Source organism: Mycobacterium sp. NTMscope_MAC_12, assembly GCF_976985675.1.
Genome location: NZ_CDRJYY010000001.1, coordinates 2,872,065 through 2,894,304 on the forward strand (window position 1 = coordinate 2,872,065; position 22,240 = coordinate 2,894,304).

The 22,240-nt window shown below is 62.9% G+C and carries 21 protein-coding genes and 1 tRNA gene; 9 read left to right on the forward strand and 13 right to left on the reverse strand.

The genetic code is table 11. The annotated features are described in order from the left end of the window. Positions 1–43 precede the first annotated feature (43 nt). Positions 44–661, forward strand: a complete 618-nt coding sequence (locus AC0KS4_RS13220) for an isochorismatase family protein (protein ID WP_064939690.1) — start codon at positions 44–46, stop codon at positions 659–661. On the opposite strand, the gene AC0KS4_RS13225 is transcribed toward AC0KS4_RS13220, so the two are convergent. Both AC0KS4_RS13225 and AC0KS4_RS13230 read right to left on the reverse strand, forming a co-directional pair. Then, positions 645–1,256, reverse strand: a complete 612-nt coding sequence (locus tag AC0KS4_RS13225) for a TetR/AcrR family transcriptional regulator (RefSeq protein WP_064939688.1) — start codon at positions 1,254–1,256, stop codon at positions 645–647. The genes AC0KS4_RS13220 and AC0KS4_RS13225 overlap by 17 nt on opposite strands. After that, on the reverse strand, positions 1,246–2,259 hold the full coding sequence (locus AC0KS4_RS13230) for a Rieske 2Fe-2S domain-containing protein (RefSeq protein WP_238956102.1): 1,014 nt from the start codon (positions 2,257–2,259) through the stop codon (positions 1,246–1,248). Before AC0KS4_RS13230 ends, AC0KS4_RS13225 begins: the two co-directional genes overlap by 11 nt. Positions 2,260–2,434: 175 nt before the next feature. On the opposite strand from AC0KS4_RS13230, the gene AC0KS4_RS13235 reads away from it, so the two are divergent. The 3 genes from AC0KS4_RS13235 (at position 2,435) to AC0KS4_RS13245 (ending at position 5,553) form a co-directional block, all read left to right on the forward strand. Continuing rightward, the gene (locus tag AC0KS4_RS13235) at positions 2,435–3,430 is read left to right on the forward strand and encodes an LLM class flavin-dependent oxidoreductase (protein WP_064939684.1); all 996 of its coding nucleotides are present in this window, start codon (positions 2,435–2,437) and stop codon (positions 3,428–3,430) included. Positions 3,431–3,506: 76 nt separating this feature from the next. Continuing rightward, positions 3,507–4,286: a FadR/GntR family transcriptional regulator gene (locus AC0KS4_RS13240; RefSeq protein ID WP_041785021.1), complete on the forward strand. Its 780-nt coding sequence runs from the start codon at positions 3,507–3,509 to the stop codon at positions 4,284–4,286. 37 nt (positions 4,287–4,323) lie between these two features. Next, positions 4,324–5,553, forward strand: a complete 1,230-nt coding sequence (locus AC0KS4_RS13245; RefSeq protein ID WP_238956103.1) for a CaiB/BaiF CoA transferase family protein — start codon at positions 4,324–4,326, stop codon at positions 5,551–5,553. 603 nt (positions 5,554–6,156) lie between these two features. Here the strand turns inward: AC0KS4_RS13245 and AC0KS4_RS13250 are convergent. From AC0KS4_RS13250 to AC0KS4_RS13295, 10 genes are all read right to left on the reverse strand, one after another. Then, complete coding sequence (locus tag AC0KS4_RS13250) at positions 6,157–6,831, reverse strand: hypothetical protein (RefSeq protein WP_238956104.1); 675 nt, start codon at positions 6,829–6,831, stop codon at positions 6,157–6,159. Positions 6,832–6,893: 62 nt separating this feature from the next. Further along, positions 6,894–7,574 carry a hypothetical protein gene (locus tag AC0KS4_RS13255; protein ID WP_064939675.1) on the reverse strand — a complete coding sequence of 227 codons (681 nt, stop codon included), beginning with the start codon at positions 7,572–7,574 and terminating at the stop codon, positions 6,894–6,896. Continuing rightward, on the reverse strand, positions 7,538–9,010 hold the full coding sequence (locus tag AC0KS4_RS13260; protein WP_238957301.1) for an MCE family protein: 1,473 nt from the start codon (positions 9,008–9,010) through the stop codon (positions 7,538–7,540). Before AC0KS4_RS13260 ends, AC0KS4_RS13255 begins: the two co-directional genes overlap by 37 nt. A gap of 1 nt (position 9,011) precedes the next feature. Then, a complete protein-coding gene (locus AC0KS4_RS13265) occupies positions 9,012–10,172 on the reverse strand; it encodes a virulence factor Mce family protein (RefSeq protein WP_275254152.1) in 1,161 nt (386 codons plus the stop codon). Beyond that, positions 10,169–11,509, reverse strand: a complete 1,341-nt coding sequence (locus AC0KS4_RS13270) for a virulence factor Mce family protein (RefSeq protein ID WP_238956105.1) — start codon at positions 11,507–11,509, stop codon at positions 10,169–10,171. Before AC0KS4_RS13270 ends, AC0KS4_RS13265 begins: the two co-directional genes overlap by 4 nt. Next, complete coding sequence (locus tag AC0KS4_RS13275; protein WP_238956106.1) at positions 11,506–12,897, reverse strand: MCE family protein; 1,392 nt, start codon at positions 12,895–12,897, stop codon at positions 11,506–11,508. The genes AC0KS4_RS13270 and AC0KS4_RS13275 overlap by 4 nt, the downstream gene beginning before the upstream one ends. Continuing rightward, on the reverse strand, positions 12,894–13,922 hold the full coding sequence (locus tag AC0KS4_RS13280) for an MCE family protein (RefSeq protein WP_014385057.1): 1,029 nt from the start codon (positions 13,920–13,922) through the stop codon (positions 12,894–12,896). Before AC0KS4_RS13280 ends, AC0KS4_RS13275 begins: the two co-directional genes overlap by 4 nt. A 28-nt stretch (positions 13,923–13,950) precedes the next feature. Beyond that, positions 13,951–15,423, reverse strand: a complete 1,473-nt coding sequence (locus tag AC0KS4_RS13285; RefSeq protein WP_064939666.1) for an MCE family protein — start codon at positions 15,421–15,423, stop codon at positions 13,951–13,953. 5 nt (positions 15,424–15,428) lie between these two features. After that, the gene (locus tag AC0KS4_RS13290) at positions 15,429–16,244 is read right to left on the reverse strand and encodes an ABC transporter permease (protein WP_051019785.1); all 816 of its coding nucleotides are present in this window, start codon (positions 16,242–16,244) and stop codon (positions 15,429–15,431) included. A gap of 35 nt (positions 16,245–16,279) precedes the next feature. Beyond that, positions 16,280–17,065 (reverse strand): MlaE family ABC transporter permease, encoded by a 786-nt coding sequence (locus AC0KS4_RS13295; RefSeq protein WP_014385060.1) that lies wholly within the window; start codon positions 17,063–17,065, stop codon positions 16,280–16,282. A 1,299-nt stretch (positions 17,066–18,364) separates the two neighbouring features. Here AC0KS4_RS13295 and AC0KS4_RS13300 point away from each other — a divergent pair. The 5 genes from AC0KS4_RS13300 to AC0KS4_RS13320 all read left to right on the forward strand — a co-directional run bounded on the left by AC0KS4_RS13300 (position 18,365) and on the right by AC0KS4_RS13320 (position 22,042). Continuing rightward, the gene (locus AC0KS4_RS13300) at positions 18,365–18,994 is read left to right on the forward strand and encodes a TetR/AcrR family transcriptional regulator (RefSeq protein ID WP_064939662.1); all 630 of its coding nucleotides are present in this window, start codon (positions 18,365–18,367) and stop codon (positions 18,992–18,994) included. Between the two features lie 121 nt (positions 18,995–19,115). After that, complete coding sequence (locus AC0KS4_RS13305) at positions 19,116–19,556, forward strand: lipoprotein LpqH (RefSeq protein WP_064939660.1); 441 nt, start codon at positions 19,116–19,118, stop codon at positions 19,554–19,556. 293 nt (positions 19,557–19,849) lie between these two features. Further along, entirely contained in the window at positions 19,850–20,536 is a 687-nt protein-coding gene (locus AC0KS4_RS13310) for a CAP domain-containing protein (RefSeq protein WP_014385063.1), read from the forward strand. Positions 20,537–20,837: 301 nt separating this feature from the next. After that, positions 20,838–21,491, forward strand: coding sequence for a hypothetical protein (locus AC0KS4_RS13315; RefSeq protein WP_238956107.1), 654 nt, complete (start codon positions 20,838–20,840; stop codon positions 21,489–21,491). Positions 21,492–21,646: 155 nt separating this feature from the next. Next, the gene (locus AC0KS4_RS13320) at positions 21,647–22,042 is read left to right on the forward strand and encodes a tyrosine-type recombinase/integrase (RefSeq protein WP_238956108.1); all 396 of its coding nucleotides are present in this window, start codon (positions 21,647–21,649) and stop codon (positions 22,040–22,042) included. 37 nt (positions 22,043–22,079) lie between these two features. Here AC0KS4_RS13320 and AC0KS4_RS13325 read toward each other — a convergent pair. Next, a tRNA-Pro gene (locus AC0KS4_RS13325) sits at positions 22,080–22,156 on the reverse strand. Positions 22,157–22,240 lie beyond the last annotated feature (84 nt).

The window sequence follows — 22,240 nt, forward strand, 5'->3', positions numbered from 1 at the left end:
GACTATTTCATCACGAGTGTCAAAAATCGACTAAGGTTGAGAGATGGCTGCGACACCATGGGACCCCGAGACTACGGCCGTTATCTGCGTGGAATGCCAGAACGGTGTACTGGGTCCCGAGTCCGTCCTGCCCGCCCTGGCCGCCGACAGCTCCGAACTCGTATCCAGCGTGCGCCGACTTCTCGATTCAGCCCGCCAGTTCGGCGCGCGGGTGGTGCATGCGACCTACGAGGGCAGCCTCGGCGGCCGGCCCACCGGGACGGCGCGCATCTGGCGCGCACTGGGCCCGGCAACCGCACAGTGGGCTCCCGGAAGCGCTGCCACCACAGTGCTTCCCGAGCTACTTGCGCCCACCGACCTGGTGCTACCACGCCATCACGGGCTATTCCCCACGCTCGATTCCGAATTACTGCCGGTACTCAAGGGCTTGGGCGTGAGTACCATCGTCCTCGTCGGCGTTTCGCTCAACCTGGCGATCACCCACACCGCCGGGCATGTCACACAGGCCGGCTTCGACCTCATCGTGCCGCGCGACGCCGTCGGCGGCACTCCTCAAGACTATGCACAACAAGTGCTGGACAACACCATTGCCGTGCTGGGCCGGCTGACCACGGTCGATCAGCTGATCGGCGAATGGACCCCGGTCAAGTCTGACCATTGACCGTTCGCCATAGCATTTCGCCGGCCGCGACCAGCACCGCTTGGCGCGTCGTCGATGGAATCTCGTTGTGCTGGACCATCAGCCACGAGCGCTCGAGCATCGCCATCACCACCAGCCCGGTTGCCACCGGATCCACGTCAGGCGGGGTCGGCGCCAACTTTGCGATACCCTCACCAAGTGCGGCGGCAGTCCGCCGATGCGAGCGTGCCACCGCTGCGCGGAATTTCCGATCGGGAGGCATGTCCGCTGTGGACCGGATGACGAACGCGCCGTTGCGGTCGAGGTAGCTGAAGTACCTGGCAACCCAGGTATCGATGTCCTCCCTGCTCGGCGGGCTCCCCTGCTCCATGAAACCGTCGACGATCGCAAGTGCTTGGCGGTAGGTATCGGTGCCGAGTTCGATGAAGAGCTCGGTCTTGTCGGAGAAGTAGTAGTAGAAGTTCGCCCGGGTGACAGCAGCGAGGTCAGTGATGTCCCTGATGGTGACGCCCGAGAAACCCTTGCGCGCGAATGCCGTCCGCGCGGCGTCGAGAATTGACTCTCGGGTGCGGTCGGATTTCCGTGTTGCCCGCCGGGCCGAGCCCTCAGGCGCCATGCGTGACCGGTTCCGCTGCGGCCTGCGGTTCTGGATAGAACCCGCTCGCCCACCGGCGCAGTGCGCGAAAGCCCGCCCCCTCCGAGGTTGCCAGGCCCGGCCGTTCGAGATACTTCTGGTGCTCCCAGATCCGGATGTCGTCGGGCAGGGCGAGTTTCGCAGCGGCCAGCCGCGCCTCGAAATCACCCGGGCCTTCCGATTCTTCCTCGCTGATCCAGTAGCCGGCGAAGATGTCGGATCTGGTGTCGTCCACCGGTGTCGCGCAAATCGAGATGACCCGGATTCCGTCGCGGACGTGTTCGCCGTTGTAGCTGAGACCAACGCCTGACCAATAGATCTCGATCGTGTTCATCGTGTCGCCGTCGCGGTCCAAGCCGTCGCTCCACCTCCGGCCAAAGCCGACCTTGGCCGACCAGGTAGAGCTGTCAGTCCTCTCACGCAGCACCACGGGGCTGATCGCGGTGCTGTGTACGAACTGGAAGTGGTGCGGGTCGACGGCGTTCTCGGCGATTACCTGGGGATGCACCTTCACTCGCTCGTGCCGCGTCCGGCAATCGCTGCCCAGCGGGTGGAACCGCTGCGATCGGACGTGATCGCCAAGCACCGTGAAAGCATCTGGTGCTTCCCATAGTGGCTCCCTGCCGGCGCTGTCATGCCAGATCAAAATCGAATCATTGAGCTCCGCGACTGGATAGGAACGTACTCGTCGGGCCTTGTTGGGCCGATCCTGGTACGGAATGCGGACGTTGCGGCCCGCTCCGTTCCACACCCAGCCGTGAAATGGGCACTGGATGCCTTCTTCGACCACGCAGCCACCATGGGCCAAACTCGCGCCAAGGTGCTGGCAGTGCGCGTCCAGCACCTTCACCACCCCGTCCAGCTGCCGAAAGGCGACCAGATCCCGGCCGAAGTAGTGCAGCGGGACCACCTCGGCGACGGCGATGTCGCCACTCCAGGCGACCTGAAACCAACCGGTGGGCAGCATGCTCGGCAAGCTTTGCATTATCGGAACGTCCCTCCACGTACGACACCTGGCACAGCAATACCTCGAGGCTACTCATTTTTGACACAATTGTCGAAAAAATCGGCCACCGGGCAATCGACTATGGCTGCCGATCGGGACGTACAATCACATGTATTACTAGGTAAGTGATGTTTGGCGACGAATGCGAGGACACATGGACTGGGGTCTGCCATGGCCAGGGGCCGCGCTAGCGGCGCAGGCCGAAATCTCCGGGGCGCAGGCATTTTGCGCCGGCGAGTTCGCCGATCTGAACGCCTACATCACCGCGACTGAGATGGCCCTCGGTACCTCGCAGGCGAAGGTCGGCCCTGGGATCGCCTATGCGTTCGCCCGGTCCCCGTTCGTGCACGCCGCTGCGGTCCGACACCTCGCCACGCTCGCCCCGGGCAGGGTCTTTCTGGGACTTGGGTCCGGAACCTCACGGATGAACAAGGACTGGTTCGGTGTCGACGCCGCCCACCCCGCACCCCGGATGGCCGAACTGATCGAGGTGATCAGGGCGTTCCTCCACGCCGAGAACGGCGAACACATCCGCTACGAGGGCCGGTTCTACACGGTCGACGCCGACATCCGTGCACCGGTGCTCGGCCGCTTGGACGTGCCCATCCTGATCGGAGCCTTCAACAAGATCATGGTGCGGACGGTAGGTCGCACCGCCGATGGCGTGCTCGGACACGGACTGTTCACCGATCGGTGGTGGACCGAACTCGTAGAGCCCGAACTGGCCCGCGGCGCCGAATCAACCGGACGCGATCCCGCGGAGCTACGACGATGGGGCTGGCTGATCACCGCGATCGACAACGATAACCCGGCCCGGGCTGTCCGGGACGCGCGGCTTCAGATCGGCTTCTACCTCACTGTGAAGACCTACGACTCACTCGTCGAACTGCACGGCTGGGGGGACGAGGTCGCCAGGATTCGTTCGGCCTTCCGTAGCGGCCATCCAGAAACGATCGCCGACCACGTTAGCGACGATATGCTGTGGTCGATCGCGATCTGCGGCAGCGAGACACAAGCTCGCGAGATGCTCGCGGCTCGCAAACGACTGCCCGACATGGCGTTTGCATCACCGCCAAGCTTCTTGGTCGGACCCCGACGACGCGCTGGCTATGGTGCAGCCGCGACACGCGTTCTGTCGCGGCTGCACTGACGAAAGCCACGAATGTCCCAGATCAGCGTCCTACATGGTGTACTGAGTAGTACACGTCGAGATTCAGGAGGTCGCGATGCCCAAACGGGAACCTCTCGCGCCGATGACCACGTCAGAGAACGGCGCGGTGCGGTCGCCCAAGACGGCCGAGATCGTGGCGGATACATTACGGCGGATGATCGTCGAGGGACAGCTCAAAGACGGTGACTTCCTCCCCTACGAAGCCGAACTCATGAATCACTTTCAGGTCAGCCGGCCATCGCTACGAGAAGCGGTGCGGGTCTTGGAGTCCGACCGACTCGTGGAGGTGCGGCGCGGCTCACGCACCGGCGCCCGGGTTCGGGTCCCGGGCCCCGAGATCGTCGCGCGACCGGCAGGCTTCCTGCTCGCTCTGGCAGGAACGACGCTCGCCGACGTGATGACGGCACGGATGGGTATTGAACCATATGCAGCCCGACTGCTTGCAGAAAATGGCACCGTAACAGCCCACCGCGAGTTACGGGACCTCATCGAAGAGGTCCCCGCTGCGTGGGAGACAGGCAAATTAGCCGCAGCCTCCACTACCTTGCACCGCCGGCTGGTGGAACTGTCGGGCAACGCGACCCTGACCGTGATCGCCGGCATGCTGCACGAGATCTTCGAAAAGCACATGACCGCAGCATTTCTGAGTGTCCAGAACGTTGTGCCCAAGGCTCAGTACACCAAGCTGATGCGATCGTATACGCGGCTCGCCGACCTTGTGGCCGCCCGCGAAGGCGCTGAGGCCGAAGCGCATTGGCGGCGACATATGGAGAACGCCAGTGCGGCACTGCTCAAAGGCTACGAGAAGACGAAGGTTCAGGACATCATGCATTGAGTGGGCACCGCGCCCACTTCCACTCGAAGGACACCTGATGCATAAGCCGCTCAACGGAGTTCGCGTTCTGGAGGTTGCACAGTTCACCTTCGTGCCATCGGCGGGCGCGGTGCTCGCCGACTGGGGCGCCGACGTGGTGAAGATCGAGCATCCCGTCACCGGCGATGCCCAGCGCGGGTTGGTCAAGGTGTTGGGCGCCGCGGCGACGGTACCCGGATCGTCGTTCGCGCCGATCATGGAGGCGCCCAACCGCGGAAAGCGCAGTGTCGGGTTGGCCCTCGACAATTCCGAGGCTCGCCCTCTGCTCGACGAACTGATCCGGCGAAGCGACGTGTTCCTGACGAACTACCTGCCGTCATCGCGCAAGAAGCTGTCCATCGACGTCGACGACGTCCGCCGCGTCAACCCCGACATCATTTATGTCATCGGCAACGGCTTCGGCTCCGACGGGCCTGACCGCGATGCCGGTGCCTACGACGCGACGGCTTTCTGGGCCCGAGGCGGCAGCGCGGACGGCCTCACATCGCCTGACGCCCCACACAGCCCGTTCATGCCCGCCGGGGCTTACGGAGACAACATCGGCGGGATCACCATCGCTGGGGGTGTCGCGGCGGCACTCTACGGCAGGCAAGCCACGGGGGAACCGTCGGTGCTCGATGTATCGCTGCTGGCGGTCGGCGCTTGGGCAACCCAGTTCAACGTGAACATGGCGATGCTGATGGGCGGCCCGCTGCCGAAGATGGAGCGCCGAACCCAGGCCCCGGGCAACCCGCTGACCGGCGCCTATAGAACGTCGGACGGACGGTTCGTCCAGTTGTCGATGCTGCAGCCGACGCGGTATTGGCCGGAGTTCTGCCGGCTGATGGGTCTGCACGATGTCGCCGAAGATCCACGGTTCACATCGATCGAGGCGATGGCCGAGCACAGCGAAACTGCTCAAAGCATCGTCGGCGATGTGATCGGCAACTTGACCTTCGAGCAGTGCCAAGCCTTGTTACGCAAGGGCAGAGGGCAGTGGGCGCCGGTACAGGATGCCTGGGAAATAGCCAATGACGAGGCACTGACCGCCAACGGTCGCATAGCCGAAATCATCGATGCCGAAGGTCATCCGCAAAGGCTGGTAGCCAATCCGGTGAAGTTCGACGATGATGCGGCAAGCCTGGCCAGGGCGCCGCAGTTCGCTGAGCACACCGACGGGGTGTTGCGCGAACTCGGCGTCGACGACGACCGCCTCATTGAGCTCAAGATCGCCGGCGCGATCACCTGATCACCGCGTTGTAGCGCCGACGAGGCGCGTAATCTCCCGGGCGGGTTTGGGCCGGCAGACGGTGTCGTCGTAGCACACCACTCGTGGAACTATCGGCTTCCTGAAGACATATAAACATATAACGGATATCATCTTTCGCATGTCGGCGTTAAGGTCACTGGCAGCGCTCTGGGCCGGTCTATCGACGGCATTCATTGCTGTCTATCCCGCGGGCGTCTCACGTGCGTCGCCATCCGGCGACGACGGACCCGGACAGTGCTCCTTCATCCTCACGCCGCCGAAAGTCGTGCAGGTGTCCGGATTGAGCATCGTGTCAGCCACTTTGCGGCCTGGCCCGTGCACGATCCACGCCAGCCCCAACTTGTCGGTGGTATGTCTGTCCGTGGCCGGCGGGGGTTCGCAGGGAGAGTGCGCATCGATGAACGGGCAGAATCCGGCGGAGGTGCGCTATCCCTACCAGCCTGGCACGACCTACGTCGTCAAGGCCCAGGGATGCGCCAGCACCTTCCAGCCACCGTATACGCTTTGCCAAAATTTCGGCCCAACGCAAACCACCCTCTGAGGTCAGGGCGGGACGACGTCGCGTCGCCCAGGGTATTCCATCTAGACAGGATCGAACGAGGAAATAAGCCAGCGGGCACCGGTCTTGTCCAAAGTCACCCGGACGGTGGACGCGGTTTCGGTGGGTGCGTCGTTGCCAACGGTCACCGTCTGGTCGACGCACACCAGGACGACCGCATGCTGTGGAGTCGCCGAAACCGAAGCGGCAGCGGGAACGGTGGCGACCGCCGAGATGTGCTGCTTCTTCGCGCCGGGGATCACCACGTCGTGGGTCAACTGCGTGTAGGAATCCTTGAAGGTGCCGGACAACCGATCGCGGGCAGCCCCCAAATCCTTATCGACGGTGTCGGGCTGGTAGGACAATAACGCCGCGGTGGAATCTTTTGCCGCCGCAACGGACTCGAGGCTGGCGACTCCAGACCCGCGGACCCATGCGTCTTGCCACTTCAGATAACCTGCGGCCGCCGCTATCACTAGCGCCAAGACCGGCAGCACTCCAAAGGCCAACACTCGCGACCACCTAACCCGGCGCCAACGTGCTGGTGGCTCAATATCTTCGGTGTCCTCCGATTCTGCAATCTGTTCGGTGTCTCTGGTGTGCTCGGTGGCGTCCCCGGTGTCTTCGGGGTCGTCAACCTCTATCGCAAACTGCTCGGTTTTCTCCGCGAAGACCTCGGCCGCGTCCTGGCCGGTCTCGCGTTCTGTTTCAACCCGCACGGGGAGGGTTCCTTCTCTGGTTCGTAGGATCGGTAGTCGGCGCATGCCCTTCTGCCATTTCCTCACTGCACAAACTCGACGTTGGAGACCTTTGCCTCGTCGCCGACTTTTTTCACTGAAATTCGCATTCGCCAATGTCGCGGCTCCTCTTCGGGCGCACCGGCATTCGAGGTTTTGACGGTAACGGCAACGAGCACCTGGCCCTCATCGCCCGATTGCGACTCGAGGCCCGCCTCAACGACCGTCCCCGCTGACTTCGACTGCGCCTTCTTGACCACTTCAACGAAGGGTTTCGAGCGCTTGGAGAAGTCGTCGTAAAAGCTGCCTGTGGCGGAATCCAGAATGCGCTGTATGTCGCTGTCGGCGTGCTGCCAGTCGATCGTTGTGAGGTTCAGCGCGCCCTGCCGCCCCACCTGAACCAACAGCGCGCGCTGCTGCTGGATCTGATGTGCCCGATAATCCCGTAATCCCAGCCAGCCGGCCAGCGCGGTCGAGGCGGTCACCAAGACCAGACCCAACACTATTGCCAGCCGGACCGGCGACATCGGTTTCTTCTTAGTGCCAACGTCTTTGGGCGCGTCGTCCACATCGGCGTCAACTGCGCCGTCGTAATCCTCGGCGTCCTCGGTTTGGACTTCCGCCGCCTCGGAACCTGTCTCCTCGGCGACGACCTCATCGGGCGATTCAGATGCACCCTCGTCGGTGTTCAATTCTTCGCGGGAGGCATCAGCATGCTCTGCCATGTTTGCTCCTTTACGGCGCCTGGGGTCAACTCGGCCTTCGTGTAAACATGGCCGTCGGGTCCCATGTACATACCGGTGCCTGGATCGTATTGAAAGGCCGCTATCGGTGGTGGCGGTGGACCGGGGGGCAGCCGAGGTGGCGCCTGACCCGGCGGCTCCTCGCCTGGCCTGTACTGCGGGACACCCTGCCCCGTATATGTTGCGTTCGGATCACCCTTCCAGTTCCACCCGTCGTTGAGCGGAACGTAGGCCTGGTCGCTCTCGCACATTTTCACCGTCGGGGCGCGCTTGCCCGGACGGGTCTCGCACGGATAGTTGCGTGCGCCGCGCACGTTGAGCATCGAGTCTTGCGGCACCCGGCAGTAGAAGTCGCCTTTAGGGGGGTCTGGATAGTCTTCGTAGCTGGCGGCCCGCTGCTGCTGGGCCGGCAGGAATCCGGTGGTGCATGCTGGCGGCCATCCGAGGTTCAGGTTGAAGCTCAGGTAGGCACCGAGGTAGTCCTGCTTCGTATTTCGGTTGGCCACCCCGACCGCCTGGATGTCGGCCGCGCCTTGCGGCAACTCCACCAAGAGGCCTTCGAGGTTGTCCCGATAGGTGACCCCAACCTGGCCGACACTGACCAGGTTGGCCAGCACGATCGCCAACGTAGGGCTGAGCCGGTCAATTAGCGCCCGGGCCTGGTCGACCGCTGGGCCGCCTTTTTGCAGTAGGCCCGCCACAGCGGAGTCGTTGTTCCGTAGCTGCGAAGTGATGGTCGCCAAGTGGGCGGCCCATGCCTGGACCGAGTCCGATGACGCGGTTTGGCTGTCGAGTAGCGGCTTCGACTGGTCGATCAAGGTAGTGATCGCGTCCAGGTTCTTGTGGGCGCCGATCGCCAGATCGGTCGTCCCCTTCACCAGCCGGGAGAGTTCCGGCCCGAGCCCGCCGAAGGCGACATACCCCTCGTCGACCACCGTTTTCAGGTTGTCACGTGGGATGGCTGACAGGCCGCGGTTGGTCGCCTCCAGGAGCGAGTTGATGTCCGGCGGAACATAGGTACGGTCCATGGCGATCACGTCACCATCTTTCAGCGACGGCCCTTGTGCGCTACGGGGTAGCAGCTCGACGTATTGCTCGCCAACTGCCGAAACGCTGTGTACTTGCGCGTTGAGGTCGGCGGGGACGTGAATGTCCGATTTCAGCTGAAGCACCGCCTCGGCACCGGTCTGGGTAAGACGTACGGTCTGTACCCGGCCGATCTCGACTCCACGGTAAGTGACGTTTCCGCCTGGGTACAGGCCACCCGCTTGAGGTAACTGCACCGTGACCGAGTACCGGTCGATCCCGAAGAAGACCGTCGGTACCTGCATGTAGGCGAAGAACATGATGGTGCCCGCGATCAAGCTGACCACGGCGAAAACCGCCAATTGGATTCTGGTGCGCTTCGTTAACACGATGTCACGGACCCTGATTGAAGTGGTAAGGGACGACTAATGGGTTGCCGGGGTTGTACTGGCTGCCGCCCATGCAAGGACTGGGCATCTGCCCGATGGTGCGGCCCCACTGCAGCTCGAGCTCGGTCAGATTGCACTCAAAGCGGGTGCCGGTGAAGAACCCCGCGTCGAGCCGGCTCAGCGTGAGGTCGAGGACCGCTGTCAAGTTCGCGTAGTCACCGCGTAGCCACTTGTTGAGGGTGTCCTTGGGGAAGGGGAAGGTTCCGAAAAACCCGAGCGAGCGAGTCAGCGCCGGTCCAGCGTCGGCTAGGGATTGGAGTACCGGGCCGAGGTCGTTCAGTTCTTTGACCAGGTTTGACTTGGTTTTGTTCACCGAATCAGTAGCAAGCGCTCCGAATTTGCTCAGCTCCCCGAGCGCGTCGGCGAGGTTGTCCCGTTCGTCCTTGAGGACGGTCAACGCACCCGGCAGTGTCTTCAGCGCCTTATCGATCACCGGCTTCTGGTCGGCGAATTGACCGACCACGTTGTTGAGGCTGTCGGTTGCGGCGAGGATGTCGTCCTTTTGATCGTTGAGGTAGCCGACGAACTTATCGAGTTGTCCGAGAAGGCTTCTCAGGTCCTGTTCGCGACCGGTAAACGCTGTGCTCAATGCCTTGATGATGTCCTGGATCTGGCCTAGGCCACCGCCGTTCACCAACAACGACACTGCGGCTAGCGTCCGTTCGGTGGACGGATACGCGCTAGCGGACGTCAACGGGATCACCGATCCCGCTTTGAGCTTGCCCTTGGCCGGCACACCGGCGGGTGGTGCCAGCTCTACGTGCACCGAGCCCAGCAGGCTGGTCTGCCCCAGAGTGGCCGTTGCGTTAGCCGGCAGATCGACGTCCCCGTTGATCGTCATCGTGACCACCGCATGCCAACCCTGAAGTTGGATGTTGGTCACGGTGCCGACAGTGACGTCGTTGACTCTGACGCGGGAATTCTGTTGGAGGTTTTGAACATCGGGCATCTGTGCTTGGACGGTGTATGAGCCTGGACCGCCGCCCTTGGTGCCCGGCAATTTGAACGAATTCGCGCCGTGGAAACCGCACCCGGAAAGCGCGGCGACGGCCAGCACCGCCGCGAGCCCGCGGGTAACGCGCAGCCGGTGTCGCAACCGAATCATTGTCCGCCTCCGGGGGGCACCATCATCCCGCGCAGGCCGGCGGCTGGATCGGTCGGAAGCGGTTGGGCGCCTGGCGCTTCCGCCCCCAGTGGTGAGCTGCCGGCCGCCGGCGGTGCATTCGCCGCAGGCGGGGGGTTGCCCGGGTCGGACGCCGGCGGTGGCGGGGGAACGTAGTCGGGCCGCAACCAGTCCTCGCTGTAGGTGATTTCGTTGGGACGAGCTGAGGCTCCGACGAACAGATTCTCGCCCAGCGGCGGGAAGTTGTATTGGCGGTTTTTGAAGATCGGCGCCAGATACTGCACGCATAGCTTCGCTGACTCCTCGGCTCCCCGACGGGAAGCGGCCTGTATTGCCGAACACAGGAACTGAATCGGGTTGGCGAAGTTGTTGAACGCCAGCGCTCCACTCAGCGTGCCTTGTGCAGGCTGGTAGATGTTGAGGAAGTTCTGAAAGGCCGTGGGCGCAACGTGTAGGAGTTGTTTGACGTCGTCGAGGCTGTCGTTCACTGCCTGCGTCACCGACGCCAATTTGTCCGAGGTGGTTCCCAGCGACTCTTGATTGTCGGCCACGAAGTTTCGGACGTCGTCGACCACGTCGTGGAGATCCCGAACCGCGTTGCCGACCGCATGGGGGTCGTCGGCCAGCAGGTTCGTCACCGCGGCCAGGTTTTGGTTGAGGTGTTGCAGCAGATCGCCGCTGTCGTGCAACGCCGAGACGAGAATCGACAGGTTTTTGACAGTGGTGAACAGGTCGTCGCTGTGATCGCCGAGAGCGGAAATCGCCTGCGACAGCTTGATAATGGTGTCACGGATGTCTGGGCCCTGGCCGCGCAAGTTGTCGGCTGCAGTGTTGATGAACGCTCCTAGTGTGCTGGTCCCGCCGGCTGTGGTGGGCTGCAATACCTGCGTCAGCTTCTCGAGTTGCTGGCGGAAGTCGTCCCATTCCACCGGGACTGCGGTGCGTTCCTGCGGGATCACCGCGCCTGCGTGCATCATCGCGCCACCCGTGTAGGCCGGCGTCAGCTGGATGGATCGAGGCGTCACCAGCGACGGCGACAGGACCACGGCCTTGGCGTCAGCAGGCACCTTGTATTTGTCCTCGTACCAGAAGGTGATCTTGACGCGGTCGGGCAGCGGCTCGATCTTTTCGACCTTGCCGACGGGGACGCCGAGAATAACGACGTCGTCTCCGTTGTAGATGCCTGTGCTGTTCGCGAAGTATCCGACGACGTTGGTGCGGCCGATGTCGTTCGCCAACCGTGCCACCGTGACGATGCCCCCGACCAGGACTAGCACCAGCACGACGGCTACGCCGATCTTGGCGTTACGAGACGTCACTGTCCACCTCCAGCTGGCGGGCTAATGGGGCCCGGGCCGCTCATCACGGGTGGTTGCGCCGGCGGCACCTGCCCGGGTGCCGGCTGCTCGATCGGTCCCGACGGCGGCGGCAGGGATTGGCCTTGGCCGGGACCCGGCGGCGCGGGCGGTGCTGGCGGCGGCCCCCCGGGTGGTGGCGCGGGCACCGGCTCGCGAGCCGGGTAGCAGCCAGGACCAGGCAACGCCACCCCGGGCGGACCGCACTGATGGTCGCTCGGGTTGCCGGTGATCGCGTCAGGAATGGTCATCCGGGGTGGTCCGCCCTGCCCGGTTCGCGGGTACGGAACCGGAAGCGGCGGCGTCCCCGGCTGGCCGACCTGCGGGTCAGTGCGCTGCGAGGGCAGCAACACGTTCGGGTCCAGGCCGAGGTCGGAGAAGGCGGCATCGATGAACGGCTGCAGCCACTGTCCGGGTAGCAGGTTGACAACATAGGCCTTGAAGAACGGCCCTGATCCCACCGATTCACCGAGCCCCAAGGCGTATCTGTTAAGCCCGACGAGTGCCTTCTGCACGCGGTCTTTGCGGTTGTCGACGATCGTCAACACGCCGTTGAGTTTGTCCAGCGCCGGTTTCAACGTCTCGCGGTTCTCGGCGATGAGGCCTTTTAACTGCTGGGCCAGCGCGGAGAGGTTGTGGGCGATTTGGTTAAGTGCGTTGCTTTGACTTCGCAGCTGGACCAGCAACGCGTTGGTGTTGGCGACCAGGTTGACCAGTTCGTCGCTGCGTTCAGACAGCACCTTCGTTGCCTTGTTGGCGTTACTCAACAGGTTTCGCAGCTGCGCGTCGCGCTCGTCTAATGTCTGCGAGAAGCGTGCGACCCCTTGAACCGCGGCCTTCAGGTCGGGTGGCGTATCGGAGAAAGTGTCGGACAGCACTGCGAGCGAATCCGACAGTCGTTTGGTGTTCAGGCCGCTGATGGTTGTCGTGAGGTCACCCAGGGCGTCGGGCAGTTGATAGGCCGGTGTGGTCCGGTCGAGGGGTATCGGACCGCTCAGCTTCCCCTCCCCTCGCGGGGTGACCTCGAGAATCTTGGTTCCGAGCAGAGTCTTCAACTTGATCGCCGCCTCGGTGCGGTCACCGAGGCGGATGTTGTCGGCGACGTCGAACTTGACCAGCACCCGGGGTCCGTCCAACTCGACGCTGGAGACCTGCCCGACCCGGTAGCCGGATACTTGGACCACGTTGCCAGACATCAGCCCGCCCGCCTCAGCGAAGTACGCCGAGTAGGTCTTCCCGTTGCTGAAGAACGGCAACTTGTCGTAGTTCACGGACACCAGCATCAAGACGAGGATGATGCCGACGCCGATGGCGCCGATGACAAGTGGGTTGCGCTCGGAGAAGGGCCTCATCGCGGCGTGCACCTCCCGGTGGGCTGACCGGCCAGCTTGACGTATACGGGTTGGCCGCCCTTGCCGTTGACCTTCAACACGATTTCGCAGAAGTAGAAGCTGAAGAAGTCGCCGTACATGCCCTGCCTGTTGAGTATTTGAGTCGCATCGGGCCAGGTGTTGAGGAAGTTGTCGAAGTAGTCGTGATCGGCCAATATGGTTGCGGCCGTTCGATCCGCCTCGTGAACCACTTTCTTCAGCGGTGGGCGAGCCTGCGCCAACAGGCCGGCGATTGACCCGGCAGCTGCGTTGGCGTAGGCCACGCCGTTGCTGATGTCTTGCTTGCGGGCGTTCAGGCCAGCTACGAGTTCAGACAACGAGTCGACGGCCTTGGCGAACTGTTTGCTCTGGCCGCTCAGCGAGCCGAGCACGGTATTCAGATTGACGACGACTTGACCGATCAGTTGATCCCGGTCGGCCAGGGTGTTGGTCAGAGCTGCGGCCTGGCTGAGGAATGAGCTGATCGTGGCGCCCTGTCCCTGGAAGGCAGCGATCAGTTGACCGGTCAGTTTGTTCACCTGGTCTGGATCCAGTGCGCGAAACAGCGGCCGAAAACCGCCGATCAATGCGTCCAGGTCCAGCGCAGGTTCGGTCCGGCTCAGTGGGATGGTCCCGCCCGGATTAAGTCTCTTGACTCCCCCGGCTCCTTCTTCAAGCGCCACGTACCTGCCGCCCACGAGGTCGGCGAAACGGATCGCGGCCCTGGTGCCCTCGGTGAGCACTACCGAGTCGGAGGCGGTGAACTCGACGCGCACCGTCGAGTCGGGCTGGACGGCGATGTTCTTGACCTTGCCGACCTCGACACCTGCGATGCGGACGAAGTTGCCACCCTCCAGCCCCGATACATTGACGAACTGGGCCGTGTAGGTCTTCTCCGACTGGAAACGCATCTGGGCGAAGACGGCGATCAGTCCGAACGCACCCGTTACGCAGACGACGGCGTAGATGGCGAGGCGCCACAGCGCGCCTCCCAAATTCTCTCGCATCTCTGCCTTCCTCTATGACTTTCGGCCGTTAGGGCGCTGGGGCAAACGGCGGCGGTGGCGGCGCCTCGCACGGCCCGGTGACCAGTCCGCATGTTGGTTGCGGTCCGCCCGGTGTTGCGGGCAAGAACGGTTCGGATCCGGCCGGCGGCGGCCCCGGTTCCCGAGGCCTGCCCGGCGGGGGCGCCGGCGGCAGCCCGGGATACAGCGGCGTTCCGTCCGGGGCGTACATCGGCGCCCCGTACGGTGGTGCACCCGGGTACGGGATCGGGCCGGGAGCCGGACCTCCCGGGTGGCGCAGGCTGGGCGGTTTCGGTGTTCCGCGGGTGACGGGGAAGTAATCGACGTAGCCCGGGAAGCCGATACCGGGGTTAGGACGCACATCCATCCCGGTGCCCCACCCCGAGTTGGTGACCAGGTAGCGCTGCGGGAAGTTTTTCGACACGTCTGGCAACGATCCACAACCGGGCTGGCCTCCGGGGCCGCCCTTGATGCCGTTGATCGGCAGATTCTCGGGGAAACTGTATGTGTCGTCGCCCAATAGCAGTCCGGCGTCCAGGATCACCGAGAAGCCGTTGCGGCCACCGGCAACATCCAAGAAGCCGAAATCAACGACGTTCTTGCCGCCGACCAGCAAACAGGTCAGTTCCGGGTTGTATTTCATCAACAGGCTGGTGGTCGACTCGAGCAGGTTAATGCCGTGCACCAGGTTGTCCTTGTTCGGACCGAGCAGGTTGACCCCGCTGCGGGAAAGTCCAGTGACGTCGAGCAGCAACGAGTCAAGCTGCTTGGCGTTGTTGGTGATGGTGGAGCTAGTCGCACTGGCAGCGTCCAGTACCGTCACAATGTCGCGTGCGGCTGCGGCGTAGGTGTCGCTGAACCCCTTCAGCGCATGGAAATCCGCGCGGATGGTTTCGCTGCGGGGGTTGATCTCCGTCAGGACCTGGTTGAGGTCGGTGGTCGCCTCGCCGATGGCCGGACCCTTGCCGCGAAGCCCTTCGGCCAGCGCCGTGAGGACACCGTTGAGTTTGGCGACGTCGACCTTGTTCAGCACCGCCACCAAATTCTGGAACACCGTGTTTACTTCGGTGGTCACGTTGCGTGACTCCACCACCGCTCCGGCCGTCAGCCGCTTCGGGCTCGGGTCGGTGGGGGTGAGCAGGTCGACATACTTGGCGCCGAACGCTGTGGTGGCGGTGATCTCGGCTCCGACGTTGGAGGGAATGTATTTGAGCTGCTCTGGGTACAGTTCCAGCTGAAGTTTCACCGGGTCGCCCTGCTGAATCGACGCCACCCGGCCGACCTGGACACCGCGCAACTTCACCTTCGCGCCGGGTTCCATGACCAGGCCCGACCGGTCCGAGGTGAGGGTCACCCTGGCGTACGGCCTGAAGTCTCTGTTGAACGCCCCTAGCGTCAGCACAACCGCGCCGATGATGAAGGCGAAAAGGATCACCGTCCACAGCGCCGGGTGCAGGCCGGCCTCGCGCCGTTTCCTTGTCATCGTCGCTATCCCGACAGGTTGAAGTCGCCGGACACACCGTAGGCGGCCATCGCCACCGCCAAAGTCACCGCTACCGCAACGACCAGGGATGCGCGTACCGCACGACCGACCGCCTCACCGACGCCCGCAGGGCCGCCAGAGGCGTTAAAACCGTAATAGGTGTGTACCAACATGATCGATGTGGCCGTCCCGATGACTTGCAGCATCGACCAGATAAGGTCTTTCGGCTGCAGGTAGGTGTGGAAGTAGTGGTCGTAGACCCCGGGAGCCTGCCCATACGCGAAAATGACAAGGGTCCGCGTGGCCATATAGCCGGCCAGCGAGGCCATGCACCATAAAGGAACTGCGACGACCACACCGGCCACCACCCGGGTGGAGACCAGGTAGGTGATTGTGCGGATGCCCATCACCTCGAGCGCGTCGACCTCCTCGTTGATTCGCATGGCGCCCAACTGCGCAGTGGCACCGGCGCCGATAGTGGCCGCGAGGCCGATACAGGCGACCAGCGGCGCGGCGAGACGCGTGTTGATGTAAGCGGAGGCAAAACCGCTCAACGCCTGGACCCCCACATCGGACAACGACCGGAATAGCTGGATGGCGACAAGTCCACCGACAGACATCGTCAAGGTGGTGACGATGACCACGGTGCCGCCGATCACGGCCAGCGCACCAACACCCAGACTCATGTTGGCGATCAGTCGCAGCGTCTCCACTTTGTAGCGGACAACGGCTTCCCACATGAAGCCCAGTGCCCTGACGTAGAACGCAGTCTGGCTTCCCAGCCGATTCCACTCGTTGATCAGGCCACGCACGGTATTCATCAGCCGCGGCAGCCGCAGTCCGGCGGGGGCGGCGCTCACATCGTCGCCTTCGTCGTGACTGCGGTGAGCACCACGTTGATCACAAATAAAGCCATGAACGTGTACACCACGGTTTCGTTGACCGCGTTGCCGACGCCTTGCGGGCCTCCGCCCACAGTGGTGCCCTTGTAGCAGGCGATGAAGCCGGCGATCACGCCGAAAAGTGTTGCCTTGACGAACGCTATGACGACCTCGGTGACCCCGACGAGCAGTGTCAAGCTCGCCGCGTAGGAACCGGGGTTGACATGTTGGAAGCCGACGGAGAAGAAGTAGCTGGTCACCAGACCGACGATCGTGTTGATGGCATTCAGCAGTAGCCCGTTGACAGTGAGCGCAAGAACCCTCGGCACTAGCAGTCGCTGGACCGGGTTGATTCCCATCACCCGCATGGCATCGATTTCTTCGCGGATGGTGCGGGCCCCCAATTCGGCGCACATCGCGGTGGCGCCACAACCCGCGACGACCAGAACCGTCGATATCGGGCCGATGTACACGACGCACGCCAGCGCAGCGCCGGTGCCGGAGAGGTCAGCGGCGCCGATCTCGACCAGCAGGATGTTGATGATGAAGACGGCGAACGCGTTGAAGGGGATCGACACGGCAACGGTCGGGAAGATGGTCACCCGGGCCACAAACCAACTCTGATGAATGAACTCTCGCCAGGCGAAGGGCGGACGCACCATTTGCATCGCGATGTCCAGCGACAACGCGAAGAAGCTGCCGACCTCGCGCAGCGGCTTGGTGTAGGTCTCCGGCCTAGGGTCGATGCCCCCAGTCCGCAAACTGGTGGCCGGCGGGTCAGGCCTAGTTTCCGTCGCGACCACTAAGGCTCCCGTTCTATCCTCGCCCGACATTTGAGCGGATGAATCCTCTCCGTAGCGGTTTATGCATGTGCACCCGTTCCACAGTGTGGCCCACGGCACAGCGGGACGCTACCACGACTTTCATGGAGAGCAACATAAACCGCTTTTATTCTCTATAACCCAGATTCGGTAGACATCTGTCGAACTATGACTGCTTTGCTGTGAGCTTCCGACAAAGTCAATACAAATGTCGCAATCTTTGATGAACCTGATCGATCACGCGCTCCTTGGTCGGCGCCGGCCGCTACGCCCTCCAGCAGGTGAAACCCTTAAGCGCAGGTCTCATAGAGTGGGCCCCCAGGGCACGACCGTGCCGCACATAGCCGAGCCGGAGCATCCGTTCCAGATCAGTGAAACCGGTATCTTTAGCTTTCAGTCATTCGCTGAGATCAATCTTTTTCATCAACTTGGTCGCCTCTAAGATCAGAATATATTGGCACGCCGCACTTTGCGCCAAGATTTCTTGTGAGCACACAAATAGGACTTACCGCAACTAAAATAAAAAGCTTATTTGTGCAGACACTCGATGCTTCTAAACCTTATTTAGTCACGCATCGCGCAGACATCGAATAGTTGCGAGCCGAGAAGATAAATGGTGGTAAATTCGCGCTCTGTATCTCAACCTGGGGCGCTGCGGCCCGAGTGCGAAGCGGCGCACCGCAGGAGGCGTACCACGTCGCACATGGTGGCGCCGGCCTCAAAGCCACCGAACGGTTGGCAGCCCGCCGGACGTATGACCAGCACTTTTGGGCTGCGCGGGTGTTCGCTGGCGTCGGCGGTGCGGTTGCAACGCCGAGTTGCCCTCAAATCTTGCCGCTTGCGCCACCCTCGAACAGATTCGGCAATTTTTCTCCGCCAACAGGCTAGTCGGTCAACCCGTCTCGGCTTAGGGTGTCGGCCGAGCAGAAGAGGAGCATGCGAATGAGCCGCGTCGGGCATTAGCTCACAACAGCAAAACATTTATCTATTTATCTCATTAGACCATTAGCTGGTTTAAACACGTTGCTGATGAGCCGGACGACACCCGTCAGATGCTCCACGGCGGCGAGCCGCGCCCACTGTATATCCGTTGCCGAGTCGGTCCGGATATGACCGCGATGGTGCGCCTGCCTGCGTGTCCTCCTGATTACGGTCGGTCGACGGATGCTTCGACCAAGGTGTCCGACCGTAACTGCGAAGTGCGTCACCGGAATGCCAGGAAACCCATAGTGTGCTCTTGTGACCGCTCGACCCGAGAAACACCGCGCGCGGTCGTGGGGCGCCGACTCACCTGCTGATGAGGACGAGGCGCGCCGAAGGCTACTCGCCGCAGCCGATGCCTGCTACGCGGACAAAGGCCCGGTACGCACCCGGATGAGCGACATCGCGCGGCGCGCAGGCGTGCACCGGTCGACGGTGTACTACTACTTCCCAACGAAAGACGCCCTGCTGGCTGCCTCCTTTGTGCGGGTCCTCGCCGCCACCGCGGAAGCCGTTGAACGATGCTGGCAGACAGACGACCCATTTATGACTCAGCTCGTCGCAGCATGCCTGCGGGGCACCGACATCGCCCGCAGCTCACCGATAATGCGATCGCTGATCGAAGAACATCAAGCGCTCGGTGTCGCCTATCACGCCGCCGAAGGCTCCGAGTTGTGGCGAGCCAAACTCGCTGACACGCTCGTGCGGCGGCTCGAGGCCGCTGCGGTTGCCGGCGAGATTCGGCGCGACCTACCAGCCAGCACCCTTGCCCGCTGGATTGTCCGGATCAACTTCAGCCTCATTGCTGAACCGGCTAGTCCCGAAGACGGTGGTGACGAGGGCCTGCTGCGGAACCTGCTCGTCGCCTCACTGACTCCTCGGGCGTAGCGGGATCGGCGTGCAGGCGCCATTGTTGGTTGAGCGATTCATCACCGGTGGCCCTCGCGGCGGCTACATTTCTCTAGCGGAAGGTTGGGCAGAAGTGACGAGACGAAACCGAGGCGGGCTCGTGCAGAAACGGTTCTTCAACACGACGGCGGCGGCTCTGGTCGCATCGGGTATCGCGGCGTGCTCATCGGCGCCCCTTGCCTCGCCTCCGTCGGACGCACTGGCCGCAGGAACCGCGAGGGTGACGATTAACGATAAGGAACTCCCGGCGACGACTTCGGTGAAGTGCTCGCCAATAGGAGCATTAACGACGATCACTACTGGTGACACGGCTGCAGGCGTTACGGCACTGATATCCAACGAAACTGGGCTCACTGCCAAATCCGTCAGCATCACTAACTTGGGCGGTTTCACCGGGAGCTACATGAAAGGGCTCGACGGCAACGCCGGCGTAAGTATGACGGGTCAGACGTACATGATCCGTGGTACCGCCGACGGGTTCGACACCGACCACCCCAGCGTGCGGACAACAGGCACATTCGCAATCCGGGTCGCGTGTTAGCCCGTTGCCGCCGATCACGAACCAACCCAGTTGGCACTCAGCCCGGCGACAGTGGTTGAGCAGATGCGCCGCGTTCGGGCGGTCGCGAGAGCGGCCCCGATGATCCACCTGAGCGAAAGCTCTCCTTGCTTCGTGGCGGCTAAAGCGTAATATGTCTGTCTAATTCTGGTCGCTCGAAAGCAAGGGCCGAACTGTGGCGCAATCACCATGGCCAAGGCAGTAATTGGTCGTAGGCGCTTCCGCAGCGCGCCACCGGCCTCCGCCTACTCGGTGGCGGACAAGGAGGAAACGACATGCAGTATCGGCCGCTGACACCGCGCGCCTTGTTGTTAGTCGCCACCAGCGCCCTGCTGTATGCCCCTGCCGCGCATGCGGATAATGACAACAACACGCTCATACCGAACAACAAACGCCTTAACGACGGTGTCGTTGCCAACGTCTACACCATGCAGCATCAGGCAGGCTGCACCAACGACGTCAGGATCAACCCACAGCTGCAACTCGCCGCGCAGCGGCACAGTAGGGATGTGCTGAACAACCGCAACCTCGACGGCGACATCGGCTCAGACGGATCCACCCCCCAGGACCGCGCGAACGCGGCAGGCTTCCACGGTCAGGCCGCGGAAACGGTGGCGATCAACCAATCCATCGCAATCAGCGGAAACGATTTGATCAACCGGTGGTACTACAACCCCGGCTACAACGCCATCATGTCCAACTGCGCCAATTCCCAGATGGGAGTCTGGTCGGAAAACAGCCCGGATCGCACCGTCGTCGTGGCTGTTTATGGACAGCCCGTACAACCGGCCGGCACCGGGGCAAATGAAGTGTCGCCCATGGGCGCAGCGCAAAGCGAGACCAATATACCGATCGATCCCAGCCCCGACTATGACGCCAGCGACGAGCTCGAGTTCGGCATCAATTGGTTCCCCTGGATCCTGCGGGGTGTCTACCCGCCGCCTGGCAATCCGCCGCAATAGGCAAGGGCCAGAACGTCATCGGAGCAGCCCATCCCAGCATTTCCCGATAGAGAAGCTCGTTTTGCAGCGCGTCTGGCATCGGGCGGGGATCGTCCGCCCAGCAACCGAGCACGGTGTGTTTCTGCGTTGTGATCGTTACCAGCACCTTGTTGCGAATGATGAGGTGAGAGAACTCCTCCAGGTAGCACAGCGTCTCCCCGAAGAGGGTTGTCGCCAGGGTGGCTATGTCCGCAGCGTACGTACGCGGATGAAATGGGTTGGATGGCTGTGCGTTCCAGACCCAAGCCTGTGAGGTCGCGTGATGGTCGACGAACTCGCACTGCCGCTTGGTGTTTCGCTATCGGTTGACATCGAGGAGCGCCCCACCCGGGCCGCCCCCTTCCGCGCTCGGGTGCGCTGGATCGATCCGGCCACCAAGAGCCGGACCTCGAAATCCGCGTCCTTTGCAACGCGTGAGGCCGCAGTCGACTGGGCCGCCCGGATGGAACGCGCCGCGGCGCACGGGGTCGACCCGAAGACGGCCACGACGACGCTGGCGGAATACGGCACCACGAACATGGCATTGGCGCTGCGGGGGCTTGAGTCCAAGACCACCGATCCCTACCTGGCCGGCTGGCGCAAACGCGTTGTCCCGACGCTTGGGCACCTGCCCATTGCCATGGTCACCACCGGTGCAGTGGATCGAGCTGTGCACGCGTGGATCGCGGACGAATGCAGTCGATCAACTGTCAAGAACAGCCTCGCCGTGCTCGTCCGCATCATGGAACAAGCGCTGCGAGACGGCATCATTGACCGCAATCCGGCTCGAGTCTCCGGTTGGCAGCGCCAATACAAGCTCGCCGAGGACGAACTCGATGATCCACGGGCACTTGCGCTCCCGAACTGGACTGCCCTCACCACCCTCGCCGATGCACTCGTCGCCCCGGTCGGCGGGCCGTTATCGGGGTTGGGGTGACGCAGTCATCTTCGAGGCGTGCACCGCCGCCCGCATCGGCGAAGTGGCCGGATGCCTGGTGCGCGACATCAACACCCACGAGTGGATATGGACGGTGCGCCGTCAGACCACCCCATCGCCGGGTGGCTTGGTGGACAAGAACACTAAGGGCAAACGTGCGCGAAGTCCCGTTGATCCCGGCTGTCCGCGAACTCGTCCAGCGACGGATGGACGTCGTCGCAAGCAACCCCGATGCGCGACTCTTCGTCGGCCCCAGGGGCGGAAGGATCACCACAGCCACGCTGCGCGACGCCACCTCTTGGGACGCCGTGGTCACCCAGCTCGGCTACGAAAAGCTCACGCGCCATGGCTTACGGCATACGGGACTGACGTGGATGGCCGATGCAGGTGTCCCGGTACACATCCTCCGCAAGATCGCCGGTCACGGAGCGCTGACAACGACCCAGCGCTATCTGCACCCCGACCGGCAATCCGCCATCAATGCGGGCGACCTGCTTGAGCGGCACTTGTGGTCCCCAAGTGGTCCCCAACTCCGCGTCATCTCATCCTGACCTAATCGCGTCACCGCAGATCAAGACACGTCCTTTCTGGTCGGGCTGACAGGATTTGAACCTGCGACCACTTGACCCCCAGTCAAGTGCGCTACCAAACTGCGCCACAGCCCGCGCGCCAGTGGTTCCACCGGCAGCAGGTCGAAAGCCTACCGCAAGCGCTCCGCCAATCCGCCAGGCGCCCATTCGTGGAAGGCC